16 protein-coding genes and 1 tRNA gene are annotated in these 17,821 nt (G+C 53.6%); 6 read left to right on the top strand and 11 right to left on the bottom strand.

Going from position 1 to position 17,821, the window contains the following annotated elements; all coding sequences use genetic code 11:
- Positions 1-67 precede the first annotated feature (67 nt).
- Complete coding sequence (locus OLX77_RS11730) at positions 68-1,003, top strand: hypothetical protein (protein ID WP_307633792.1); 936 nt, start codon at positions 68-70, stop codon at positions 1,001-1,003.
- Between the two features lie 449 nt (positions 1,004-1,452).
- Entirely contained in the window at positions 1,453-1,866 is a 414-nt protein-coding gene (locus tag OLX77_RS11735) for a response regulator (protein WP_307633793.1), read from the top strand.
- 116 nt (positions 1,867-1,982) lie between these two features.
- On the opposite strand, the gene OLX77_RS11740 is transcribed toward OLX77_RS11735, so the two are convergent.
- From OLX77_RS11740 to OLX77_RS11750, 3 genes are all read right to left on the bottom strand, one after another.
- A complete protein-coding gene (locus OLX77_RS11740) occupies positions 1,983-2,798 on the bottom strand; it encodes a 4Fe-4S dicluster domain-containing protein (RefSeq protein WP_307633794.1) in 816 nt (271 codons plus the stop codon).
- A gap of 63 nt (positions 2,799-2,861) precedes the next feature.
- Positions 2,862-5,114, bottom strand: coding sequence for a molybdopterin-containing oxidoreductase family protein (locus tag OLX77_RS11745; RefSeq protein ID WP_307633795.1), 2,253 nt, complete (start codon positions 5,112-5,114; stop codon positions 2,862-2,864).
- A 1-nt stretch (position 5,115) separates the two neighbouring features.
- Complete coding sequence (locus OLX77_RS11750) at positions 5,116-5,658, bottom strand: TorD/DmsD family molecular chaperone (protein WP_307633796.1); 543 nt, start codon at positions 5,656-5,658, stop codon at positions 5,116-5,118.
- Between the two features lie 357 nt (positions 5,659-6,015).
- Here OLX77_RS11750 and OLX77_RS11755 point away from each other — a divergent pair, with 357 nt between their 5' ends.
- The 3 genes from OLX77_RS11755 to OLX77_RS11765 are packed head-to-tail and all read left to right on the top strand — an operon-like array spanning position 6,016 to position 8,502.
- Entirely contained in the window at positions 6,016-7,380 is a 1,365-nt protein-coding gene (locus OLX77_RS11755) for an ATP-binding protein (RefSeq protein WP_307633797.1), read from the top strand.
- Positions 7,373-7,909: a response regulator transcription factor gene (locus OLX77_RS11760; RefSeq protein ID WP_307633798.1), complete on the top strand. Its 537-nt coding sequence runs from the start codon at positions 7,373-7,375 to the stop codon at positions 7,907-7,909. Before OLX77_RS11755 ends, OLX77_RS11760 begins: the two co-directional genes overlap by 8 nt.
- A gap of 29 nt (positions 7,910-7,938) precedes the next feature.
- Positions 7,939-8,502: a nitrous oxide reductase accessory protein NosL gene (locus OLX77_RS11765; protein WP_307633799.1), complete on the top strand. Its 564-nt coding sequence runs from the start codon at positions 7,939-7,941 to the stop codon at positions 8,500-8,502.
- Positions 8,503-8,635: 133 nt separating this feature from the next.
- Here the strand turns inward: OLX77_RS11765 and OLX77_RS11770 are convergent, their stop codons facing one another.
- Together OLX77_RS11770 and OLX77_RS11775 are read right to left on the bottom strand one after the other, a co-directional pair.
- Positions 8,636-10,126: a leucyl aminopeptidase gene (locus OLX77_RS11770; RefSeq protein ID WP_307633800.1), complete on the bottom strand. Its 1,491-nt coding sequence runs from the start codon at positions 10,124-10,126 to the stop codon at positions 8,636-8,638.
- Positions 10,127-10,305: 179 nt separating this feature from the next.
- Positions 10,306-11,502, bottom strand: coding sequence for an HDOD domain-containing protein (locus OLX77_RS11775; protein WP_307633801.1), 1,197 nt, complete (start codon positions 11,500-11,502; stop codon positions 10,306-10,308).
- Between the two features lie 287 nt (positions 11,503-11,789).
- Between OLX77_RS11775 and OLX77_RS11780 the strand changes: the two genes are divergently transcribed.
- The gene (locus tag OLX77_RS11780; RefSeq protein WP_307633802.1) at positions 11,790-12,851 is read left to right on the top strand and encodes a hemolysin family protein; all 1,062 of its coding nucleotides are present in this window, start codon (positions 11,790-11,792) and stop codon (positions 12,849-12,851) included.
- On the opposite strand, the gene OLX77_RS11785 is transcribed toward OLX77_RS11780, so the two are convergent.
- The 6 genes from OLX77_RS11785 to OLX77_RS11810 form a co-directional block, all read right to left on the bottom strand.
- Positions 12,825-14,180: a 4Fe-4S binding protein gene (locus OLX77_RS11785; RefSeq protein WP_307633803.1), complete on the bottom strand. Its 1,356-nt coding sequence runs from the start codon at positions 14,178-14,180 to the stop codon at positions 12,825-12,827. The two genes, OLX77_RS11780 and OLX77_RS11785, sit on opposite strands and share 27 nt — an antisense overlap.
- Before the next feature lie 4 nt (positions 14,181-14,184).
- The gene (locus OLX77_RS11790; RefSeq protein ID WP_307633804.1) at positions 14,185-15,306 is read right to left on the bottom strand and encodes a S1C family serine protease; all 1,122 of its coding nucleotides are present in this window, start codon (positions 15,304-15,306) and stop codon (positions 14,185-14,187) included.
- A gap of 240 nt (positions 15,307-15,546) precedes the next feature.
- Positions 15,547-15,828 (bottom strand): hypothetical protein, encoded by a 282-nt coding sequence (locus tag OLX77_RS11795; protein WP_307633805.1) that lies wholly within the window; start codon positions 15,826-15,828, stop codon positions 15,547-15,549.
- A 213-nt stretch (positions 15,829-16,041) separates the two neighbouring features.
- Positions 16,042-16,118 (bottom strand) — tRNA-Met (locus OLX77_RS11800).
- A 53-nt stretch (positions 16,119-16,171) separates the two neighbouring features.
- The gene (locus OLX77_RS11805) at positions 16,172-16,615 is read right to left on the bottom strand and encodes an acyl-CoA thioesterase (protein WP_307633806.1); all 444 of its coding nucleotides are present in this window, start codon (positions 16,613-16,615) and stop codon (positions 16,172-16,174) included.
- Positions 16,615-17,817 (bottom strand): cofactor-independent phosphoglycerate mutase, encoded by a 1,203-nt coding sequence (locus OLX77_RS11810; RefSeq protein WP_307633807.1) that lies wholly within the window; start codon positions 17,815-17,817, stop codon positions 16,615-16,617. Before OLX77_RS11810 ends, OLX77_RS11805 begins: the two co-directional genes overlap by 1 nt.
- Between the last annotated feature and the right edge of the window lie 4 nt (positions 17,818-17,821).

Raw genomic sequence — 17,821 nt, forward strand, 5'->3', positions numbered from 1 at the left:
CCGAAAAAAACGACTCAATAAATAGATATTATGTCCCCAGAAAACTATAAGCAGCTAAGGTTTGATCATGGACGAATTAAAGAAAAGAATATTTTCAAGTGGTGCCTTTCGAAGCTTTTTAAAAGAAAGAGATGCATCTGTAATTTTTCGCAACTACGGATGGAAAGCGCAGCACGGAGTCTACTATCAGGACGTAGATTCTGGAAAACACCGAGAAATTGATGTCTTGGCCAGTCAGATTTGGACTAAAAAAACGAAATTTGGCACCCAATATGCACGACTTAGGGTTCCAGTAGAGGTTAAAACGATGAAGGAGTATCACATCATCGTCTCTCCAACCACGGGGGAAGAATGGAGCTCTAGTTATCGAAACAATATATGTCTAGCGGAGTCGGGGAATGAGTATGTCAGGCTCAGAAAAGACCTTCAGGCGAGTGGGTTGCAGGAAGGGGCAGTGGATTCGCTCATTGCTGGCATGCATGAATTCGCCTGGCCTAAAGATAGGGCTAGGCTACATTCTTTAATGCTAGCCCCACCAAAAGAGCTTGTTTTCACATCCTTTCGTGAAACGAACATTGGTGGAGAAAAGGAGCTAGAAAATTCGGTATTTTGGAGAGCAAGTCAAAACCTTAATTCTGCCGTAAAGAGTATTGCTGAGTCCATCTATCAGTACCACATTGGTTGGATTCTTGCTGGGAGGGAGAACGAGAAGTTCAAGGGGAATGACTACATTGATGAAACATTTGACTGGATGTGCTCACAAGTTCAATTTGTTGACATTATTCATCCGGTTGTCGTTACCGATGCAAGTTTGTGGTCCATCGAAAAAAACGCGCCTACGGAAATCGGCTGGGCGCGTTTTGGGTTGCACGGATATAACGATTGGCCTGAGTGGTGGTGCGACCTCGTTAACTCAAGCCATTTGGAATCTTATGTGGAGCTTTTGTCAAATCACTACACATCTGCTCTTAAAAAAACCAAGGCAAAGATAAATTCCAAGTAATAGAAAGAGCCGAACTAAAATTCTGGGGACACTTTACTTAATTATTGAGACGAGAAAACCCTCTTCGACAGGCGGAGCACAACTAATCAATCCGTAATCAATCCGCAGTGAAACCAATAGGGACGCTGGTAAGTTATGTAACTTAATACGTATAAAATAGGGACAGAGCCCAATTTTCACAATAAAACGAGCAAGCCTGCCAGGCTGAATTTCCTCTGCCGCGTAAATGTAACGAATTGAAGATGAAAAAACAAAACAACACCACCAAAAGAAAGCTAAAAATTCTCATTGTCGACGATCTTGAATTCCCAAGGGGGACTACAGGGACGCTGGCAAGTTATGTAACTTAAATAACGTATGAAATAGGAAACGGAGCCTCATTTTCACAATGCAATGAGCAAACCTGCTAGGCTGAATTTCCTCTGCCGTGTAAACGTAACGAATTGAAGATGAAAAAACAAAACAGCACCAGCAAGAGAAAGCTGAAAATTCTCATTGTCGATGACCTCGAATTCCCAAGAATGGTTATCCGAAACATGTTCCATGATTTGGGCTACGAGAGTCATAATAACATCCTGGAAGCGGCCAACGGCCTTGAGGCGCTTGCGGTGTTGAAAGAGACCCCGATCGACCTGATCGTCTGCGACTGGTTGATGCCGATCATGACCGGCTTTGAACTGCTGCAAAAAATCCGGGCGACGCCGGAATTTGCCAAGATTCCCTTCATTATGATTACCGCTGAGGCGGAAAAAGGGAATATCCTGGAAGCCATCAAGGCAGGGGTAAGTCAATACATCGTGAAACCATTCACCGCCGAGACTCTGTATCTGAAAATCGAGTCTGTTTTTGCCAAGTCCAAATAAAGCCTGCATTGAGGGAACAGAACCCGGTACCCTCAATGCAGGCCCACAAACAAAAAAAGCCCCCGACACCTTTCGGCACCGGGGGCTTTTCATAACCAGCAAAAACGCGAAACGACTTATTCCTTCTCGTCGTCGCTCAAGCCTTTCACAATAACCGCCCCTGCCAGCCCAAGCATCCCGAGGCCCTTGACCTGATCCATGGCCGGTTTCAGCATATGGGCCATGATGGTCCGGCGCAGATTGGCCTGCGGCATGGCCTGCGGGGTGCAGGTGGTGGTCAGCAGATGCATGTCCTTTTTGTTGCCGTAATAACGGACATTGGGACCGATCTTCACCTTGGCGCTTTCCAGTTTAGCCGCGCCTTTTTTCACATACTTGGCAACCTCGGAATTGGGATCGTTCAGATCGCCGAATATCCGGGCCCGGGCCAGACAGGTCTGCACACAGGCAGGCTCAAGGCCTTCAGCCACACGCTCAACGCAGAAGGTGCATTTGTCGGCCTTGGGATCGCTCTCTTCCTCATTCACATAACGAGCGCTGTACGGGCAGGCATCGGCGCAGGCGCCGCAACCAAGGCAGCGCTCCTTGTCGATCTGGACCGTACCGTTGAAGGGGTCCTTCCAGGTTGCAGCAACCTCCATCTTCTTGGTCTTGCCGCTCTTCGCATCGGTAAAGGTAACCTCTACCTTATCCGCCGGACAAACGTCGACGCACGCCGGCTTGTCGCAGTGGTTGCACAGGCCGGGATAATAGGTGGAAGCCAGGCCCTTGGGGGTCTTGGTCGGGCCAAGACGTGTTACCCAGTTTCTTCTCCGCTCTCTCTCGGCCGAATCCTTGCCGGTGGGAACCTCCCACTCTGCCCGGCAAGCAATGGCACAGGCGTGGCAACCCACACATTTCTCAAGATCTATAATCATTCCGTATTGACTCACGGCAATTCCTCCAAAACAAAATAGTTAATTTCTCTGGGGCATCATCAATTAGCTAACTGCCGCTTACGCGGGAATGCTCAGCACCTTGCCATTTTTGATGAACTTGACGAAGTTGTTCCGCATGCCATGCGCGCCGGTTTCAGGATCAACCGCAACCTTGGTGATCAAGCTCTGGTCGTCGATGCCTGCGCCAACGCCAACGGTCATGGCCTTGTTCATCGTGCCGTAACCATGGGCGGTGTACACGGTATCCTTACGGATGCCCGGGGTCACCTTAACCACGGAAGAGGTCCTGGACTTCACGCCGTCCTGGTTCACCAGCTCGATGGTGTCGCCGTCTTTCAGACCCATCTTCTTGGCGCACTCGTCGTTGAGCCATACCGGATTGATCGGCATCTCATTGTGCAGCCAGGTATTGTTCTGCGTCCGGTTGAAAGTGTGCATCGGAGCGCGACCGTATACCAAACGGGCAAAGCCCTTGGGCGGCTCGGGAACCGGGACATAGGTGGGAATGGCCGGATAACCTGCTTCCGCCAGCTCCGCACTATGAAATTCCACATCCAGGGCCTTACCATAGGGATCCACACCGGGCTGAAGATGGATACCATCCTCCTTGACCAGCTGTTCGATGGTCAGGTTGGCATCTTTCAACATGGTGTTGATCATATCCTCGGCAGACTTAACCTTGATATGCTCACCGTAGCCCATGCGCTTCGCCAGCTCGTTCATGATCCAGACAGATTCCTTACGCTCATGGTCGGCAGCGGTGGGAGAAACCAGCGGCATCCGCGCGGAAATAAACTGCTGATGCGGATCGGCAAAGTTCCACTGGGTACCCTTCTGGATATGATCGTAACGTTCCAGATAGGAGGATTCAGGCAGCAGGATGTCTGCGTACATGGTGATATCGGTGGGCATGACATCACAAACCATAACAAAATCCATCTGCTCCAGCATCTTGATGGTCAGCGCCTGATCAGGCACGGTCTGGATGGGATTCTGGCCCCAGGCAACAAAACCCTTGATCGCGTAAGGCTTGCCGGTCACGGCAGCATTACGGATCAGGTCGGTGGGGGTGCCCGGAGGAGAAAACTTGTAAACCTTTGCCATCTTGTGGAGGGCAAATTTCTCGGCATGCTCAGCCATGGGTTTCGGCCAGCCGGCCTTCCCGGTCTTGGGGCCTTTGCCTGCAACAAAGCCACCCTTGACGCCGATGGCACCCAAAAGACCGGTCAAACAAGCCAGGGCCCGCTCGCGCTGGAAGTCGTTACCGTGCCAGCTCACGTGACGGCCTGGATGGATGGAAACATTGGGAGCATTGGCGGCCAGCATATCGGCAACCTGCTTGATCTGCTTCTCTGGCACGTCGCAGGTCTTTGCCGCCCATTTGAGGGTGGCATGGGCAATGCCCTTGGAAAACTCATCAAAGCCCTTGCCGTGTTCGGCAACATATTTCTTGTCGTATTTGCCTTCCTTGATCAAGTAGTTCATGATCGCCAGCAGGAAAGCAGTATCGGTGCCGGGCTTGATCTTGACCCAGATGTCTGCCTTGGAAACAGAGGCAGAGAACCGGGGGTCAACAACGATCAGTTTGGCGCCGTTCTCAAGGCCCTTCAAATAGCGCTTCAGATGGGAGACATGGACGTTCTCACCAAAATGGCCACCGAGAAGGAAGATCGCCTTGGCATTGGCCATATCGACATTCTCACCGGGAGCAACACCCAAGGTAGCAACGTAAGCGGTGTCGCGGATACCGCGGCACTGGAAGAATGAAGCCTCGGAATTGTTCGGGGTGCCGACTACATTTTCGAAAAAGGTCATCGGGTATTTTGCGGAAGAACCGTGGGGAAAAATGGCAATACCCTGGGGGCCGTGCTTGTCGACAACCGCTTTGAGCTTGGTGGCGCACTCGTCAAGAGCCTCGGTCCAGGAAATCCGCTTCCATTCAGGGGCGCCACGCTTGCCGACGTTCTTCATGGGGAATTTCAAACGATCCGGATCGTAGAGCAGCTTGACACCGGCGTTGCCACGGGCACAGATACTCTGACCGTTGTCGATGCTCTTGGGGTTGCCTTCAAGCTTCACCAGCTTGCCGTCCCGCACCTTGCCCACCAGCTGACAACGCCAGAAGCACATTTCGCAGACACCACCCACCGCAGTCTTGGTGCCGGCAAAGCTGCCGGGCGCGGTGAAGGGTTTCTTGACAAACGGCGTACTCGCGTTTGCCTGCCTGGCAAAACAGCCGGACATTGCTGCCGAGGCTGCCGCAAGGGATGCGGTCTGCAGAAATTTACGTCTCGTCAGATTCAAAGCCATTTTACAATTCCTCCCTTATAAAAAAATCAATAAGATTTACTAAAACCCTGTAGTAAGGGTGACGAACCTCAGCTAAAACCCGCGCCCGAAAGCTCGGAAACCATGGTCTGAAATGCTTTTGCAGAAAGAGCTCTTCTTCCTGGGTTTTGCCTTCTTCGGCAAGAAGCGCCAGAAATTCCAATTCAAAGTTGATGTGGTCGGGAATATCTGATTCACCCACCAGCTCAAAGCCCTGCTCCCGGTAAAAGGCCTTGGCCTTTTCTGCGCTGGGGCCGTAGAGCATGCCGTCGTCGCTGAGATAAACCGAACCGTAAGGCGGCGCAACCACTTTGGGAATGGCGTTCACAAAGAGTCGCGTATGTTCAACCTGGATTGGTTCAAGCCAATCAGTCTTATCGGAAATTGACTGCCGGAGGGCCTGCGCCTCGTCATCCCAGCCAAGCTCGGCAAGAAATGCATCGAGTATGGAAAAATAATCGGCCTGCATCCAGTCGGAAGTGGGATAACGCATGGACTGAGCGAGAAAGCGGTAGATTTCCGCCATGCTGATCGATGTGGATTGGGTCATGGCCTCACTTGGGGGGTCAGAAAGATATCATTATAAAATATACACTCAGCGAAGACCATTTCACAACACATCAAAAAAAAGGTCAGCAACAGATAAAAGAGTACAACCCGCTGAGTGTTTACCAGGGAAAAAAGCAATAGAAAAGGCTATAACACAAGGGTCCCCCATTGGAAATGCGTCAAATTGTCGCACACTTGACAAGGGAGAAAGGAAGCACTTCAACTTCCCGCCAAATAATGGTATGCATCATGGGTTGTTTTCCAAGAAAGAACGTGGGCTTACAATCCGGCAATAAATACGCCTGCGGTTTCCCGCAAAAATAGGGGCTATTCTGTGCACTGTGCTCATCAAAATAGTAATTTCTCCGGGGAAGCAAAAAATGACACCTCGGCCAGAATCGCCTTCGCCTGGCTGTTGCATTTACGCTGGGGAGCGGTGGCGGCCCAGGTTCTCCTGGTGCTGATTGCCCTGTTTTTTCTTAAAATCACCCTGCCCTACCGGATTATTTTCTCCATTCTCGCCTTTGAAGTCTTATCCAATCTCCTCTTCTCTTTCCTGAAACGAAAAGAAACCGCCATTGCCGCCCCGATCTTCGCGCTGGTCATGTTCCTGGATATTTCTCTGCTCACCGGGCTTATCTACTATTCCGGCGGCCCCATGAATCCCTTCACCTTTCTCTATCTGGTACATATTACCCTGGGTGCCATTCTCCTGCCGCCTGGCTGGTCTTGGGGCCTCGCCTTTTTCACCTCCGGCTGCTATGCGTCTCTGTTTTTCCTGCCTGCCGAGGGAAGCCAGCAGCAAGCCTGTCATCCGGCGCCGGGAATGCCGGCAAGTCTCGGTGACCCGCTGAAGATCCATCTCCAGGGCATGTGGGTCGCCTTCACCGTCACGGCCTTTTTTATTGTTTTCTTTGTCAGCCGGATTCAAGAGGCCCTGGCTCGGCACCAGAAAACCCTGACGGACCTGCAGGAAGAAAAAACGAAAAGCGAAAGAATGGCCTCCCTTGCCACTCTCTCCGCCGGAGCTGCCCATGAATTCTCCACCCCTTTGTCGACCATTGCCGTGGCTGCCGGGGAGATGTTCCATACCCTGAAAAACAAGAATCTGACTGAACAATGCCCGGAACTTCTGGCTGATGTCACTCTGATCCGCGAGCAGGTAAGCCGTTGCAAGGATATCCTTTTCCATCTCGCCGCTGATGCCGGGGACCAGATGGGGGAAGCCTTCACGGATTTTTCCCTTGATGCATTGATGGAAAATCTGCGCAATAGCTTTTCGGAGCCTATCAAAAATCAGGTACACTATACCAACAGAACACAGGGGCTCTTGGTCAGGATGCCGCTCCGGACCCTGCGCCGCATTGTTCGGGGCCTTATCAAGAACGCCCTGGATGCCGCCCCGAACGCGCCTGTTTTGGTTGAATGCCGACAGGATGCGACCCGACTTTATATTGAGGTTACGGACAATGGCTCCGGCATGGCCCCTGATATTGCCGCCCGCGCCACCGAACCGTTTTTTACCACCAAGGAGCCGGGCAAGGGGTTGGGCCTTGGCCTCTTTCTTGCCAAAACCATAGCCGAAAGGTTTGGCGGGGGACTGACGTTGATTTCCGAGCCGGGAAAAGGCTCAACGGTAACTATTTTCTTTGCCCTGCAACAAATTAAGACCGGTACGCCGGAGGTATTTCATGGATAAGACGATTCTTTTGGTTGACGATGAAGAGCTGTTCCGGGAACGGCTGGCAAAGGCTTTTAGCCAGCGGGGGTTCACCGTTTTCACTGCCGGTGATTTCGATGAGGCCATGCGGGTCATTGGCAAACAGAGGCCGGCCATGGGGGTGATTGACCTGAAAATGCCCGGCAGATCAGGGCTGGAGCTCATTGCCGAAGCCAGGAAGATCAAGCCGGATATGCAGCTGGTCGTGCTCACCGGCTACGGCAGCATCGCCACGGCTACGGAGGCGGTGCGACTGGGAGCCCTGTACTACCTGCCAAAACCGGCGGATGTGGACGATATTCTCGGCGCCTTTGCCAGAAACCCGGAACTGGCCCTGGATGTGGACCAAGACGAGTTCACCGCCCCTTCCCTGGCCCGGGCCGAATGGGAACACATCAACCGCGTGCTCACCGACTGCGGGGGGAACATCTCCCTGGCCGCAAAAAAACTCGACCTGCACCGCAGAACCCTGCAACGAAAACTACAAAAATATCCTCCCAACAAATAGCCACACAACCTTCAAACAAGGAGTGGGACATGCACCCCAGACAAACGAACAAACCTGCCAAGCCTTGGCTCATTATTTTGTCAATCAGCGCAATGCTGCTGGCAAGCCCCCTGGCCTTTGCCGCTCCCCCCTCGGCACCGGCCGCAGCCCTCGCCCCACAGGTAATCAGCGAAACCATGCATTGCGCCGCCTGCGGCATGTTTCCCCAACGTTATCCCCAATGGCAGTCCCAGATCATCTTTACGGATGCGAGCATGGCCGCCTTTGACGGCTGCAAATGCATGTTCCGGTTTCTTCTCAACATGCAGAAATTTGCCCCCGAACGCAAGGCGGAGCAAGTGGCAGCTGTGTGGGTGAAGGATTTCAAGAGCGGAACCTGGATTGACGGCAAGGCTGCGTACTATGTAATCGGCAGCAAGGAGATGGGCCCGATGGGCAAGGAGCTCATCCCTTTTACTGCCAAGAGCGCCGCGGAAGAATTCCAAAAGGCAAACGGCGGGAGCATCGAAACCTATGCGAACATCAGCATGGACACAATCAAACCGCTCATGGGCGGGATGCAGATGAATATGCCGCACTCCCCCATGCATTAAAATATTTCCTCAGGTGACACGGGAGGACCCAACTCCCGTGTCACTTTTTCCTTCCCGTCCCCCAGTCACCTGTTCTCTGCAGTTGCCAGCATTACCGGCCGGCACCGCCATATTTTTTTGCCGCCGCACTTCCCTATTTCTTCCAGTTTCTGACAAAATCAAAAAGGGTGCGCACCGCTATGCCGGAAGGTCCTTTGGGGACATACGATTTTTCGGTAAAATCCCAGGCTGTACCGGCAATATCGAGATGGGCCCAGGGGGTCTCCCCGACAAATTCCTTGAGAAAGGCGGCGGCGGTAATGGTTCCGCCATCCTTTTTACCAACGTTTTTGAGATCGGCGATCTCGGATTTGAGCTGCTTGGTATACTCAGCGTCAAGGGGCAACCGCCACAGGGGTTCGCCACTGCGCGTGCCGGCGGCAAGAAGGCGGTCGCATAAACCATCGTCGTTGGACAACAAGCCGGTACGGTGATGGCCAAGGCCGACAATGACGGCGCCGGTCAGGGTTGCTACGTCAACCACCATGTCGGGCTTGTATTTTTTGATCCCGTAGGCCAGGGCATCGGCCAGAAGAAGACGACCCTCGGCATCGGTATTGACCACCTCCACGGTTTTGCCGCCGTACTGGGTGATCACATCTCCAGGCTTGAGAGCGGCTGGGCCGGGCAGATTTTCCGTAGCCGGGACAATGGCCACCAGGTTCAACCCTTTGAGTTTTGCTTGGGCAACCGCCTGCATGGCGCAAAGGACCGCCGCCCCCCCGCACATATCGTATTTCATCTCTTCCATCCCAGCACTGGGCTTGAGCGAGATGCCGCCGGAATCAAAGGTGAGTCCCTTGCCGACCAGCAGCAGGGTCGGCGCACTTGGCTTTACGGTATACTCCAGAATCACCATTTCAGGAGGGAGCGCCGAACCCTGATTGACACCGAGGATCCCGCCCATAGCGAGCTTCTTCATCCGGGCCTGATCCAGCACCGTGCAGCGCATGCCATGGGTAGCGGCCAACTGTCGTCCGTATTCGGAAAAATTCCCTGGCCCCCAGTAATTTGCGGGCTCATTGGCCATGTCGCGAGCCTTGCAGGCACACTGCGCCGAGATTTCCCCCATTTTGAGCGATTTGGCAATCCCGGCACTGTCCGCCCCATAGAAGGCCGCCTTGGCTAACAACTCCCCGGCTGCATCCGGCTCCTTTTTAGTTTTGTATTTTTTGAAGCGGTAGGCGCCCAGCACAATCCCCTCGGAAAGCCCCTCGATCATCTCACTCGGATCACAATCGATATCGGGCAGAACAAGCAACAATTCCTCCGCCTTGCCTTTCATGGCCAGCGAGGCAATGGTGCCTCCGGCCTTGCGAAACGACTCACGATCCAACGCCTCCTTACCCAAACCGACAACCAGTATCCTCTTTGCAGACACCTCGCCCGCCTTGCCTTTCTCCGGATAAAAAAGAAGATGCTCCCCCTCTTTCCCTGAAAATTCCCCAAGCCCATGGACCTGCCGAATAATTGCATCCACCGTTCCGTTGCCACAGCGAGGAGACCCCTTGCCGGGCCGGCGGGTCAGATAGACGAGAAGATCCCCGACATAGGTTTTGGGGCCAATCTTACTGAGCTGCAACATACATGTGTTCCTCACTGTTTTAGAAACGTAACGAAATACGCAGGACCGGGACAATCACGTAAGGGCTTATTCCCCAAAAACGGCAAAACCTGGACCGGGGAGACGAAAACTGTTCGCCCAACTCTTCTTAGATAACGCGTATTGGCGGAATTGTAAAAAACTATGATTGAGGACGGTAATCAGGCGGCAATGGGAATGGTTTTTTCCATGATCAGACCGCTGGCAGATTCAAGCCAGTGCATCACAGGCAGATCAGAAGGAAGCAGATTGAAATCCGTGGTGATTGTCTCACCGTTGGCGACCTTAAGCAGACATCGGTCGGCAATGGCCACGCATAACGGCACCCCCTGCAGGACATTGAGCGGCTGGCTGTGGTTTGCCGCCGTGTCCACCATGACCATGGGAAGATTCCACCAAAGCAGCAGAGCGCTGCCCAACTCAAGATGACTGATGCCAAAAATCTGCTCTTCCACCTCGGTGGCAAAGAGACCATATCGGCGCATAAAAGCAGGGGAATGGTGCAACGTCTCATCGAGGGAGGCAAGAAAAACCAGTTTGCCGATATCATGCAGAAGCCCGGCGGTCACCGCAGTTCTCTCCTGCCCAGGGGCAAGCGTTTTCGCAATAATGCCGGCCAGCTTGCCGCACTGAATGCTGTGATCAATAATATTCAAGGCATGACGATGGAATTTTTTGGGGTACTGAAAATGGTTGAGCGCGCAGAGAAAAAGAACCATTTTGCGTGTTCTGCTCAAGCCAAGACAGCTCACCGCCCGGTGGAGATCATCAATCTTCTTCCCCACGGAAAAATGCACGGAGTTGACCATCTGCAGGAGCCGGGCGGCAAGGATTGGATCCTTGCCAAGAATCTCACCAACCTGGGACAAGGAAAAATCAGAGGTTTGCAGCAGGGCTTCCAATTCATGCACCACCGGCGGGAGTGCAGGCAAGCCCTGCCCTTGATTCAAGAAATCCCAGCATTTCCGCATCCGGATCCGTGCGCGCACGCTCAGATCGTGCTCCAGGGAGCATCCCAGCTCCTTACTCAGGGGCAGACAAAACGCCCGGTGCGCAACCCCGGTGGCCACAAGCCTTACCAGCGCATCCGCCTCATTTTTTTCTGAAAAAACAATCCTGAGCGCATGGGGGCAGGCCCGGGTGACATAGCGGAGGAAATCCTGATCCTGCAGGCCAGACAGCGTGAGATTGCACAGGACAATATCCGGCACTATCCCGGCGGTGAGTTGCTTGAATTCGGCGATGGTGAGGCAATAACAGACCAGATGCGGCCAATGTCCCAGCATTTCCTGAAAAGCGGCCTTGTGTGACGGCTCAGGATCAACAATAAAAACCGAACTTTTTTTCATGCAAACCATAGGTTGCCGATCCCCTTCCGACCTTGCGTACAAGGCCATGGTGGCGCATTCAGAAAACAGAAGCTGTTTTCGCCATCTAAAAAAAACAAAGGGTTCGGTGGGATTATCCGGCTGCGGCTGTCCTTGCCTGTCAGGAGTTTATTGAAGGAGATATTTATTTATATAATACAGAGTATCCCTTACGCAACGATAATTGCATGATACAATCAAATAATTACGGTATGTTTCCCTCAGTTGACGCAGTGAAATCCCCCAGCGCATGCCTGAGCTTAAAAAGGAGCCCCCTGATGCTGCAATTATGTTTTGGAGCAGGACTTGTTATTATAATCTCCGCACTCTGCAGCCTCTGCGAAGCGGCTTTGTATTCGTTAACCATAAGCCACATTGAAATCACCGGCCAGGGCCACAAACGGATCGGCCGGATCCTCATGGGGCTGAAAAAGGATATCCACCGCCCCATCACCGCTATTCTTACCATGAACACCATCGCCAACACCGCCGGTGCCACCATTGTCGGCGTCGCGGCGGCCGGAGTTTTCGGGGCCCACAACGTGGTCTGGTTCTCGGTGGTATTCACCGTGGCCATCCTTCTCTTTTCTGAAATACTCCCCAAAACCATCGGCGTCTCCTACTGCCGCGAGCTTGCCTTGTGGATTGCCTACCCTCTCCGCTGGATGGTAAAGCTGATGACTCCGTTCATCCTGGTCATCCAGGCAATCACCCGCCTTCTTCCGGCCAAGGACGACGGCCTGCTGGTCTCGGCCCAGGAAATCCAGGCCCTCGCCAGACAGAGTCATAAATCCGGCGAGATCAGCCTTCAGGAGCGGAGGGTTATCACCAACATCCTTGACCTGAAGGCCAAAAACGTTCGCCAGATCATGACCCCCCTTACCGTCACCTTCATGCTCGAGGCCAACCTGACCGTGACCGAGGCAATGCAATCAAACGAGATGCTCAATATGCACAGCAGGATCCCGATTTATGAAAAAAATCGTGATGAGGTGGTGGGCATTATTCTGCGGAAGGATTTGTTCAGTTGGGCGACACAGGGAGCCGGGGAGAAAACGCTGCGGGAATTCATGCAGCCTGTGCATTTTGTCCCGGAAACAGGACGGCTGACCACGGTCATGCTTGAGTTTTTTGAACACCACAAGCATCTTTTTATGGTGGTTGATGAATACGGCTCGGTCACCGGCGTTGTCAGCCTTGAGGATATCATTGAAGAAATCGTGGGCAGGGAGATCATTGATGAATCAGATCTGGCGACGGACATGCGGGAGCTTGCCAAACGCAAACGTCTTTCCTTTATGAGCCAATCCCAATCAAAAAATAACAGCCAGATAGAATAATAACAGAACAACAATGAGCAGATTGATCCCGAGAAAGTTCCGGAAACGGATGTGCCCCTCGAAATCATTGAGACAGAACTGCCAGAGGATGTAGCAGCCGGCAATGGAGCCGTTGAGCATGAAAAAAGCGGAGAGGATCTGGACCGGAAAATCGGGAATGGTAAAAAAGAGTTTTCCCAGAAAGCCCGCACCCAGCTGACGGCCGATGGTGGGGATAAAATCGCCAACCCCGGCAGCAAAGTATCCGAGCCGGTAGACAAGTTCGCCGGTAAAAGCCATGGGGATCAGGATGGGAACCATGGGCGAAAATTTGCCAAAAAGCGGATCCTCGCTAATTCCGAAGAGACGGGCCCCGAAGCGGATAATCGTCAGGCTCAGGCCAAAACCGAGCAAAAGCAGCAGACTGAAGAGAACCGCGTCCGGCCAGCCGGAAAAATCGGCCAGCTGGGTGTAGATCTCTTTTTTTCGCAGAAAGCGGGCAAGCTGGGAGCCGATGAGGAACGGCACGATATACGAACAGGTGATGTAGCGCCCCTTGTTGCGGATCAGCTCCGAATAGGGATTTCGCAAGAGCAGTTGCGGGGAGTCCCGGTCACAGAAGGGAAGACAATGGCCGCAGACCAGGCAATGCAGGTTGTTCTGGACGCCATAGGCACCAAGATAAACCGGGCAGCCCCGTTTCCCATCAACCCCTTTTTTACAGGCAAAGGTCTCGCACCCCCGGCATTTTTCGTGATCCGGCCTGAACTCGGTGATGGAAAGGGTTGCCGCCGCGCCACTGATCCGACCCAAGGGGCAAAGATGCCTGCACCACGCCTGGCCGGGGAAAAAAACCGCCAACAGGGCCGCACCGAAAACAATGGAGAGGACGAAAAAAGAGGTACCGACCGGGGAGCGATCAAGGCCGGCAACAACCTCGATCCAGACGATCAGAGCCAGGAGAATAACCGAGGCGTAGACCCCATATTTCTGCAGGCTTTTTGGCACGGGAAGGGAAAGGGTAATGCCCCGCCGTTGCAGGAAAACGCCAAGCCCTGGAAATGGGCAGATCCCGCACCACATCCGGCCCACAAAAAACCAGCTCAGGACAATACTTGGCCAGATGAGGCCCCACGAGAGAAATACCGCGACATTACTGTGTGCATCCCGAGGGCCGAAAAGACCGGAAATAACCACCAGGGCAAAAAGAAGATCACCTCCGGTCCGCAGATAGGCATAGTGATGCCGCGCGGCCAGAAACCTTCTTATTCCGGGAAAAACCCGAAACAGATCCAGCCGCTGCTCGTTTATGGAGATAAGACTCTTAAGGGCGCGGGTCCACCAGGTCAAATCGCTATCCTACCTCTTCCAGTACCAATGGCAGTTGCATCTGCCGGTCCGCCCGCTCGATGGTGAGGGTAACAGTATCCCCAACCTTATAGTGATCCAGGGCATTGCGCAAGTCGTTATAGGAAGAGACCTTCCGCCCATCGACAGCCAGGATCACATCTCCAAGGATTATCTCCCCGCCAATTCTCCGTGTTGCCCGCAGTCCTGCCGCTTCAGCCCCGCTGCCCGGCTGCACATTCATGACCAGCACTCCAGCCACGCCAACCCGCCTGGCGATCTGGTCATCCGCCACCGCGATAGCAAGACCGGGGCGAATCAGCCGCCCGTAGCGGATAATCTCGGGAATCACTTGGGCCACCACGTCAACGGGCACGGCAAAACCGATGCCGGCGCTGGCTCCGGAAGGGCTATAGATTGCGGTATTCACCCCGATAAGACGTCCGGCGCTGTCAAGCAGAGGACCTCCTGAATTGCCGGGGTTGATGGCGGCGTCCGTTTGGATCACCCCTTGGATAGTTCTGCCGGTTGCCGATTGAATCTCTCGCCCCAAGGCGCTGACAATGCCGGAGGTGAGGGACTGATCAAGGCCGAAAGGATTGCCGATGGCGAAAACCTTCTGACCCACCAGCAGATTATGGGATTCCCCCAGGGGAAGCGGAGTGAGTTTTTCGGCTGGCGCCGAGATCTGCAGCACCGCCAGATCCTTGTCCGGGGCAACGCCCACCAAGGTGGCTTGCCAGGTTGAACGATCCGCCAGGGTGACCTCAACCCGACTGGCCGATTCGATGACATGGTAGTTGGTTACCACCCGCCCCTGCTTATCCCAGAGAAAGCCGGAACCGGTTCCCTTGGGTATCTCATGGATATTGAGACTGAAGATGTTTCGCCGGACCTCGATGTTGGTAATATACACAACCGCCGGCGAGGCAGAACGAAAAAGGGCAATGGTGCTTTGCTCATCGGCGGCGAGATCACCCCGCGCTGTTACCGGGATAGGGACGACTTCAGGCAGAGAAGGTGGCCGCTGATAGACGAAAAAAAACAACCAGCCAAGGAGGATGAAGAGTAAGAGGAGCGCAACGGAAACACGCTTTTGCCGTGGAGGAGTTGGAGAAGGAATATTCATCCTTGGCCTAACAATGACCCGGCAACATGTGCGTTGAGGCCGTGAGCGGACTCAAACACCGGATAAAGGTCGCAAGAAGCCTCGCTTGGCTGCCAAGGCATTGTGTCGTGATCGCAACATGCATGCTCTCAACCTGTGTACGCACAAAAGCAAAAATAATATCCAGAAAAAATATAGCTTCTTTCAGTAAAAGGAGTCAACCATATTGCAATGCAGCCTTTTGCTTACAAGCGCACTTCTTTATTTAAGCCAGCCGAGCAAGGCGTCGACAATTTTTTGCGCCTGATCAGGGCTTGAAATATTAAATTTCGACTGCTGGCTGTATTCCCCGTTCACCTTGCGATAGCGACGGATGGAATATCGATCCGGGCTGTATTCATTCTTTTTGGCATCCCACTGCTGATAGCGAAAAAGAATGGTCGCCCAGGCACCCTTGGAGAGGATAACCTTTTCGATTTCCTTGACAACCACGACTCCGTCTTCTTCATAATTGATTGATACTTCGTCAACGGTTGCCGCCATATTACCCCCTGCTGGATTAGAACCTGTTACAAAATGCCCTCTGCCTTCCCGAGCATTTCCTTCCGGCGTGTTTCGCCATAAACATTGCGGCAACCAACGGCGGATCACTCCCCCACAAAAGGAGGGTGAAAAACCGTAGCCGACGGATACGTTTCGCCAAAACCGCAACAAAAAAAAGGACTCGGCAGATACGCCAAGTCCTTAACTTTTAAATGGTAGCGGGGGCAGGATTTGAACCTACGACCTTCGGGTTATGAGCCCGACGAGCTACCGAACTGCTCCACCCCGCGTCAGTTGTCCGATATTACTCTTTATCTGGAGAATGTCAAGGAAAATAAAGGGATTAAGGCGGGCAAGACGACTGTTTTTGCAAGGCAGCAAACAAGCCCTCCGGGAATTTTGTCAATCTGCCATTGAGATCGACAATGGCATGGGTGGTGTACCCCTGGGCCAGCATTTTGCCATCCTGCTCCCGCATAATCCGGTACTCGAAACGACAGGTCCGGGACTTCACCTCGACAAGCGAGGTTTCAATCAGCAAGAGATCATCATAGCGGGCGGATGCCTTATACCGCACATGGCATTCCACCACCGGCATGATCAAGCCCTGCCCTTCGATCTCCTTGTAGGAGAGGGCACGATCCCGCATAAATTCAGTGCGTGCCGCCTCAAAATATCGGAGGTAGTTGGCATAATACACAACGCCGCCGGAATCGGTATCGCCGTAAATCACCCGGCAGCGATGACAATGCAACAATGCATGCATATCCAGACTTTTATCCGCCATCAGCGTCCGAGAACCCGGTTAAAAAACTGCCGACCATCTGCCAGCAATTCTCCCGCCTGAGCACCACTGTGCTCATCGTAGGGCAACCCGCTTCCCGACCGGACTGCCCGTGAATCATAAATAGCCACCGGCACGGGGTCCGCACTGTGGGTTCGGATGGCCAGCGGGGTCCAATGATCCATGGCCACGGCCAGGCGGAAATCATAGCCGCTACCCAGCATCGCCTCAAAAATCGGCTTGACGACCTTACCGTCAAAATCCTCGATGGCCTGCAGCTTATCCTGCAGACTGCCCTGATGGGCTGCCTCGTCCGGCGCTTCCACATGGACAAAAACCAGATCCTTTGTTTGCAGGGCCTCAATGGCGGCGGCGGCCTTGCCTGCATAGTTGGTGTCCAGATAGCCGGTGGCCCCGGGCACCTCAAGGATTTCCAGGCCGGCATAGACCCCGATCCCTTTAAGCAGATCAACCGCGGAAATCAAGGATCCTTCTATGCCGAACTGCTCCCTGATGGTCGGCATAGAAGGGGACTTGCCCTCACCCCAGAGCCAGATAGCATTGGCGGGATTACGCTGCATTGCCTGCCGGTCACGATTCACCTGGTGGTCGGCAAGAAAGGGAAGCACCTTTGCCAAGGCCTCTTGCAGATGGGGAATCCGGTTATACGCCTGCCAGAACTGGGTCACCTCCCGACCGGTGTAATCATGGGGGGGCACGGTGACCAATGGTCCAAGCTCACCGGAGTGGACAAGAAGATGCCGGTAGCTCACCCCGGGATAAAAGCGCAACCGACTGGTGCCGGCAACCGCCTCAAGCCCTTCGATGAGAATCTTCGCCTCTTGGCTGGAGATATGACCGCTACTATAATCCTCCATATATACCCGGTCTTCTGCAAAACGCAGGGTAACCAGATTGCAACGAAAGGCAATCTCATCCGGCGCCAGGGAAACGCCAAGGCTGGCGGCCTCCAGAGGAGCCCTACCGCTGTAACACTTCTGCGGGAGATAGCCGAGCAAAGAGAGATTGGCGACATCGCTGCCGGGCGGGAACCCTTCGGGGACAGTGCGAAGCAGGCAGAGCTCTCCCTCCCGGGCAATCCTGTCCATGGCCGGGGTTTTGGCAAAGGCCAAGGGGGTCTTGCCGGCCAATTCGGCAATGGGCAGATCGCCCATGCCGTCACCGACCAGGATAATGTATTTCATCGTC

Source organism: Thiovibrio frasassiensis (assembly GCF_029607905.1).
GTDB lineage: Bacteria > Desulfobacterota > Desulfobulbia > Desulfobulbales > Desulfurivibrionaceae > Thiovibrio > Thiovibrio frasassiensis.

What these genes read in the sequence shown, in the direction of transcription:
- OLX77_RS11730 (WP_307633792.1), top strand. Translation starts at nt 68, where the DNA reads ATGGACGAATTAAAGAAAAGAATATTTTCAAGTGGTGCCTTTCGAAGC.
- OLX77_RS11735 (WP_307633793.1), top strand. Translation starts at nt 1,453, where the DNA reads ATGAAAAAACAAAACAGCACCAGCAAGAGAAAGCTGAAAATTCTCATT.
- OLX77_RS11745 (WP_307633795.1), bottom strand. Translation starts at nt 5,114, where the DNA reads ATGGCTTTGAATCTGACGAGACGTAAATTTCTGCAGACCGCATCCCTT.
- OLX77_RS11750 (WP_307633796.1), bottom strand. Translation starts at nt 5,658, where the DNA reads ATGGCGGAAATCTACCGCTTTCTCGCTCAGTCCATGCGTTATCCCACT.
- OLX77_RS11760 (WP_307633798.1), top strand. Translation starts at nt 7,373, where the DNA reads ATGGATAAGACGATTCTTTTGGTTGACGATGAAGAGCTGTTCCGGGAA.
- OLX77_RS11765 (WP_307633799.1), top strand. Translation starts at nt 7,939, where the DNA reads ATGCACCCCAGACAAACGAACAAACCTGCCAAGCCTTGGCTCATTATT.
- OLX77_RS11770 (WP_307633800.1), bottom strand. Translation starts at nt 10,126, where the DNA reads ATGTTGCAGCTCAGTAAGATTGGCCCCAAAACCTATGTCGGGGATCTT.
- OLX77_RS11775 (WP_307633801.1), bottom strand. Translation starts at nt 11,502, where the DNA reads ATGGTTTGCATGAAAAAAAGTTCGGTTTTTATTGTTGATCCTGAGCCG.
- OLX77_RS11780 (WP_307633802.1), top strand. Translation starts at nt 11,790, where the DNA reads ATGCTGCAATTATGTTTTGGAGCAGGACTTGTTATTATAATCTCCGCA.
- OLX77_RS11790 (WP_307633804.1), bottom strand. Translation starts at nt 15,306, where the DNA reads ATGAATATTCCTTCTCCAACTCCTCCACGGCAAAAGCGTGTTTCCGTT.
- OLX77_RS11795 (WP_307633805.1), bottom strand. Translation starts at nt 15,828, where the DNA reads ATGGCGGCAACCGTTGACGAAGTATCAATCAATTATGAAGAAGACGGA.
- OLX77_RS11805 (WP_307633806.1), bottom strand. Translation starts at nt 16,615, where the DNA reads ATGGCGGATAAAAGTCTGGATATGCATGCATTGTTGCATTGTCATCGC.
- OLX77_RS11810 (WP_307633807.1), bottom strand. Translation starts at nt 17,817, where the DNA reads ATGAAATACATTATCCTGGTCGGTGACGGCATGGGCGATCTGCCCATT.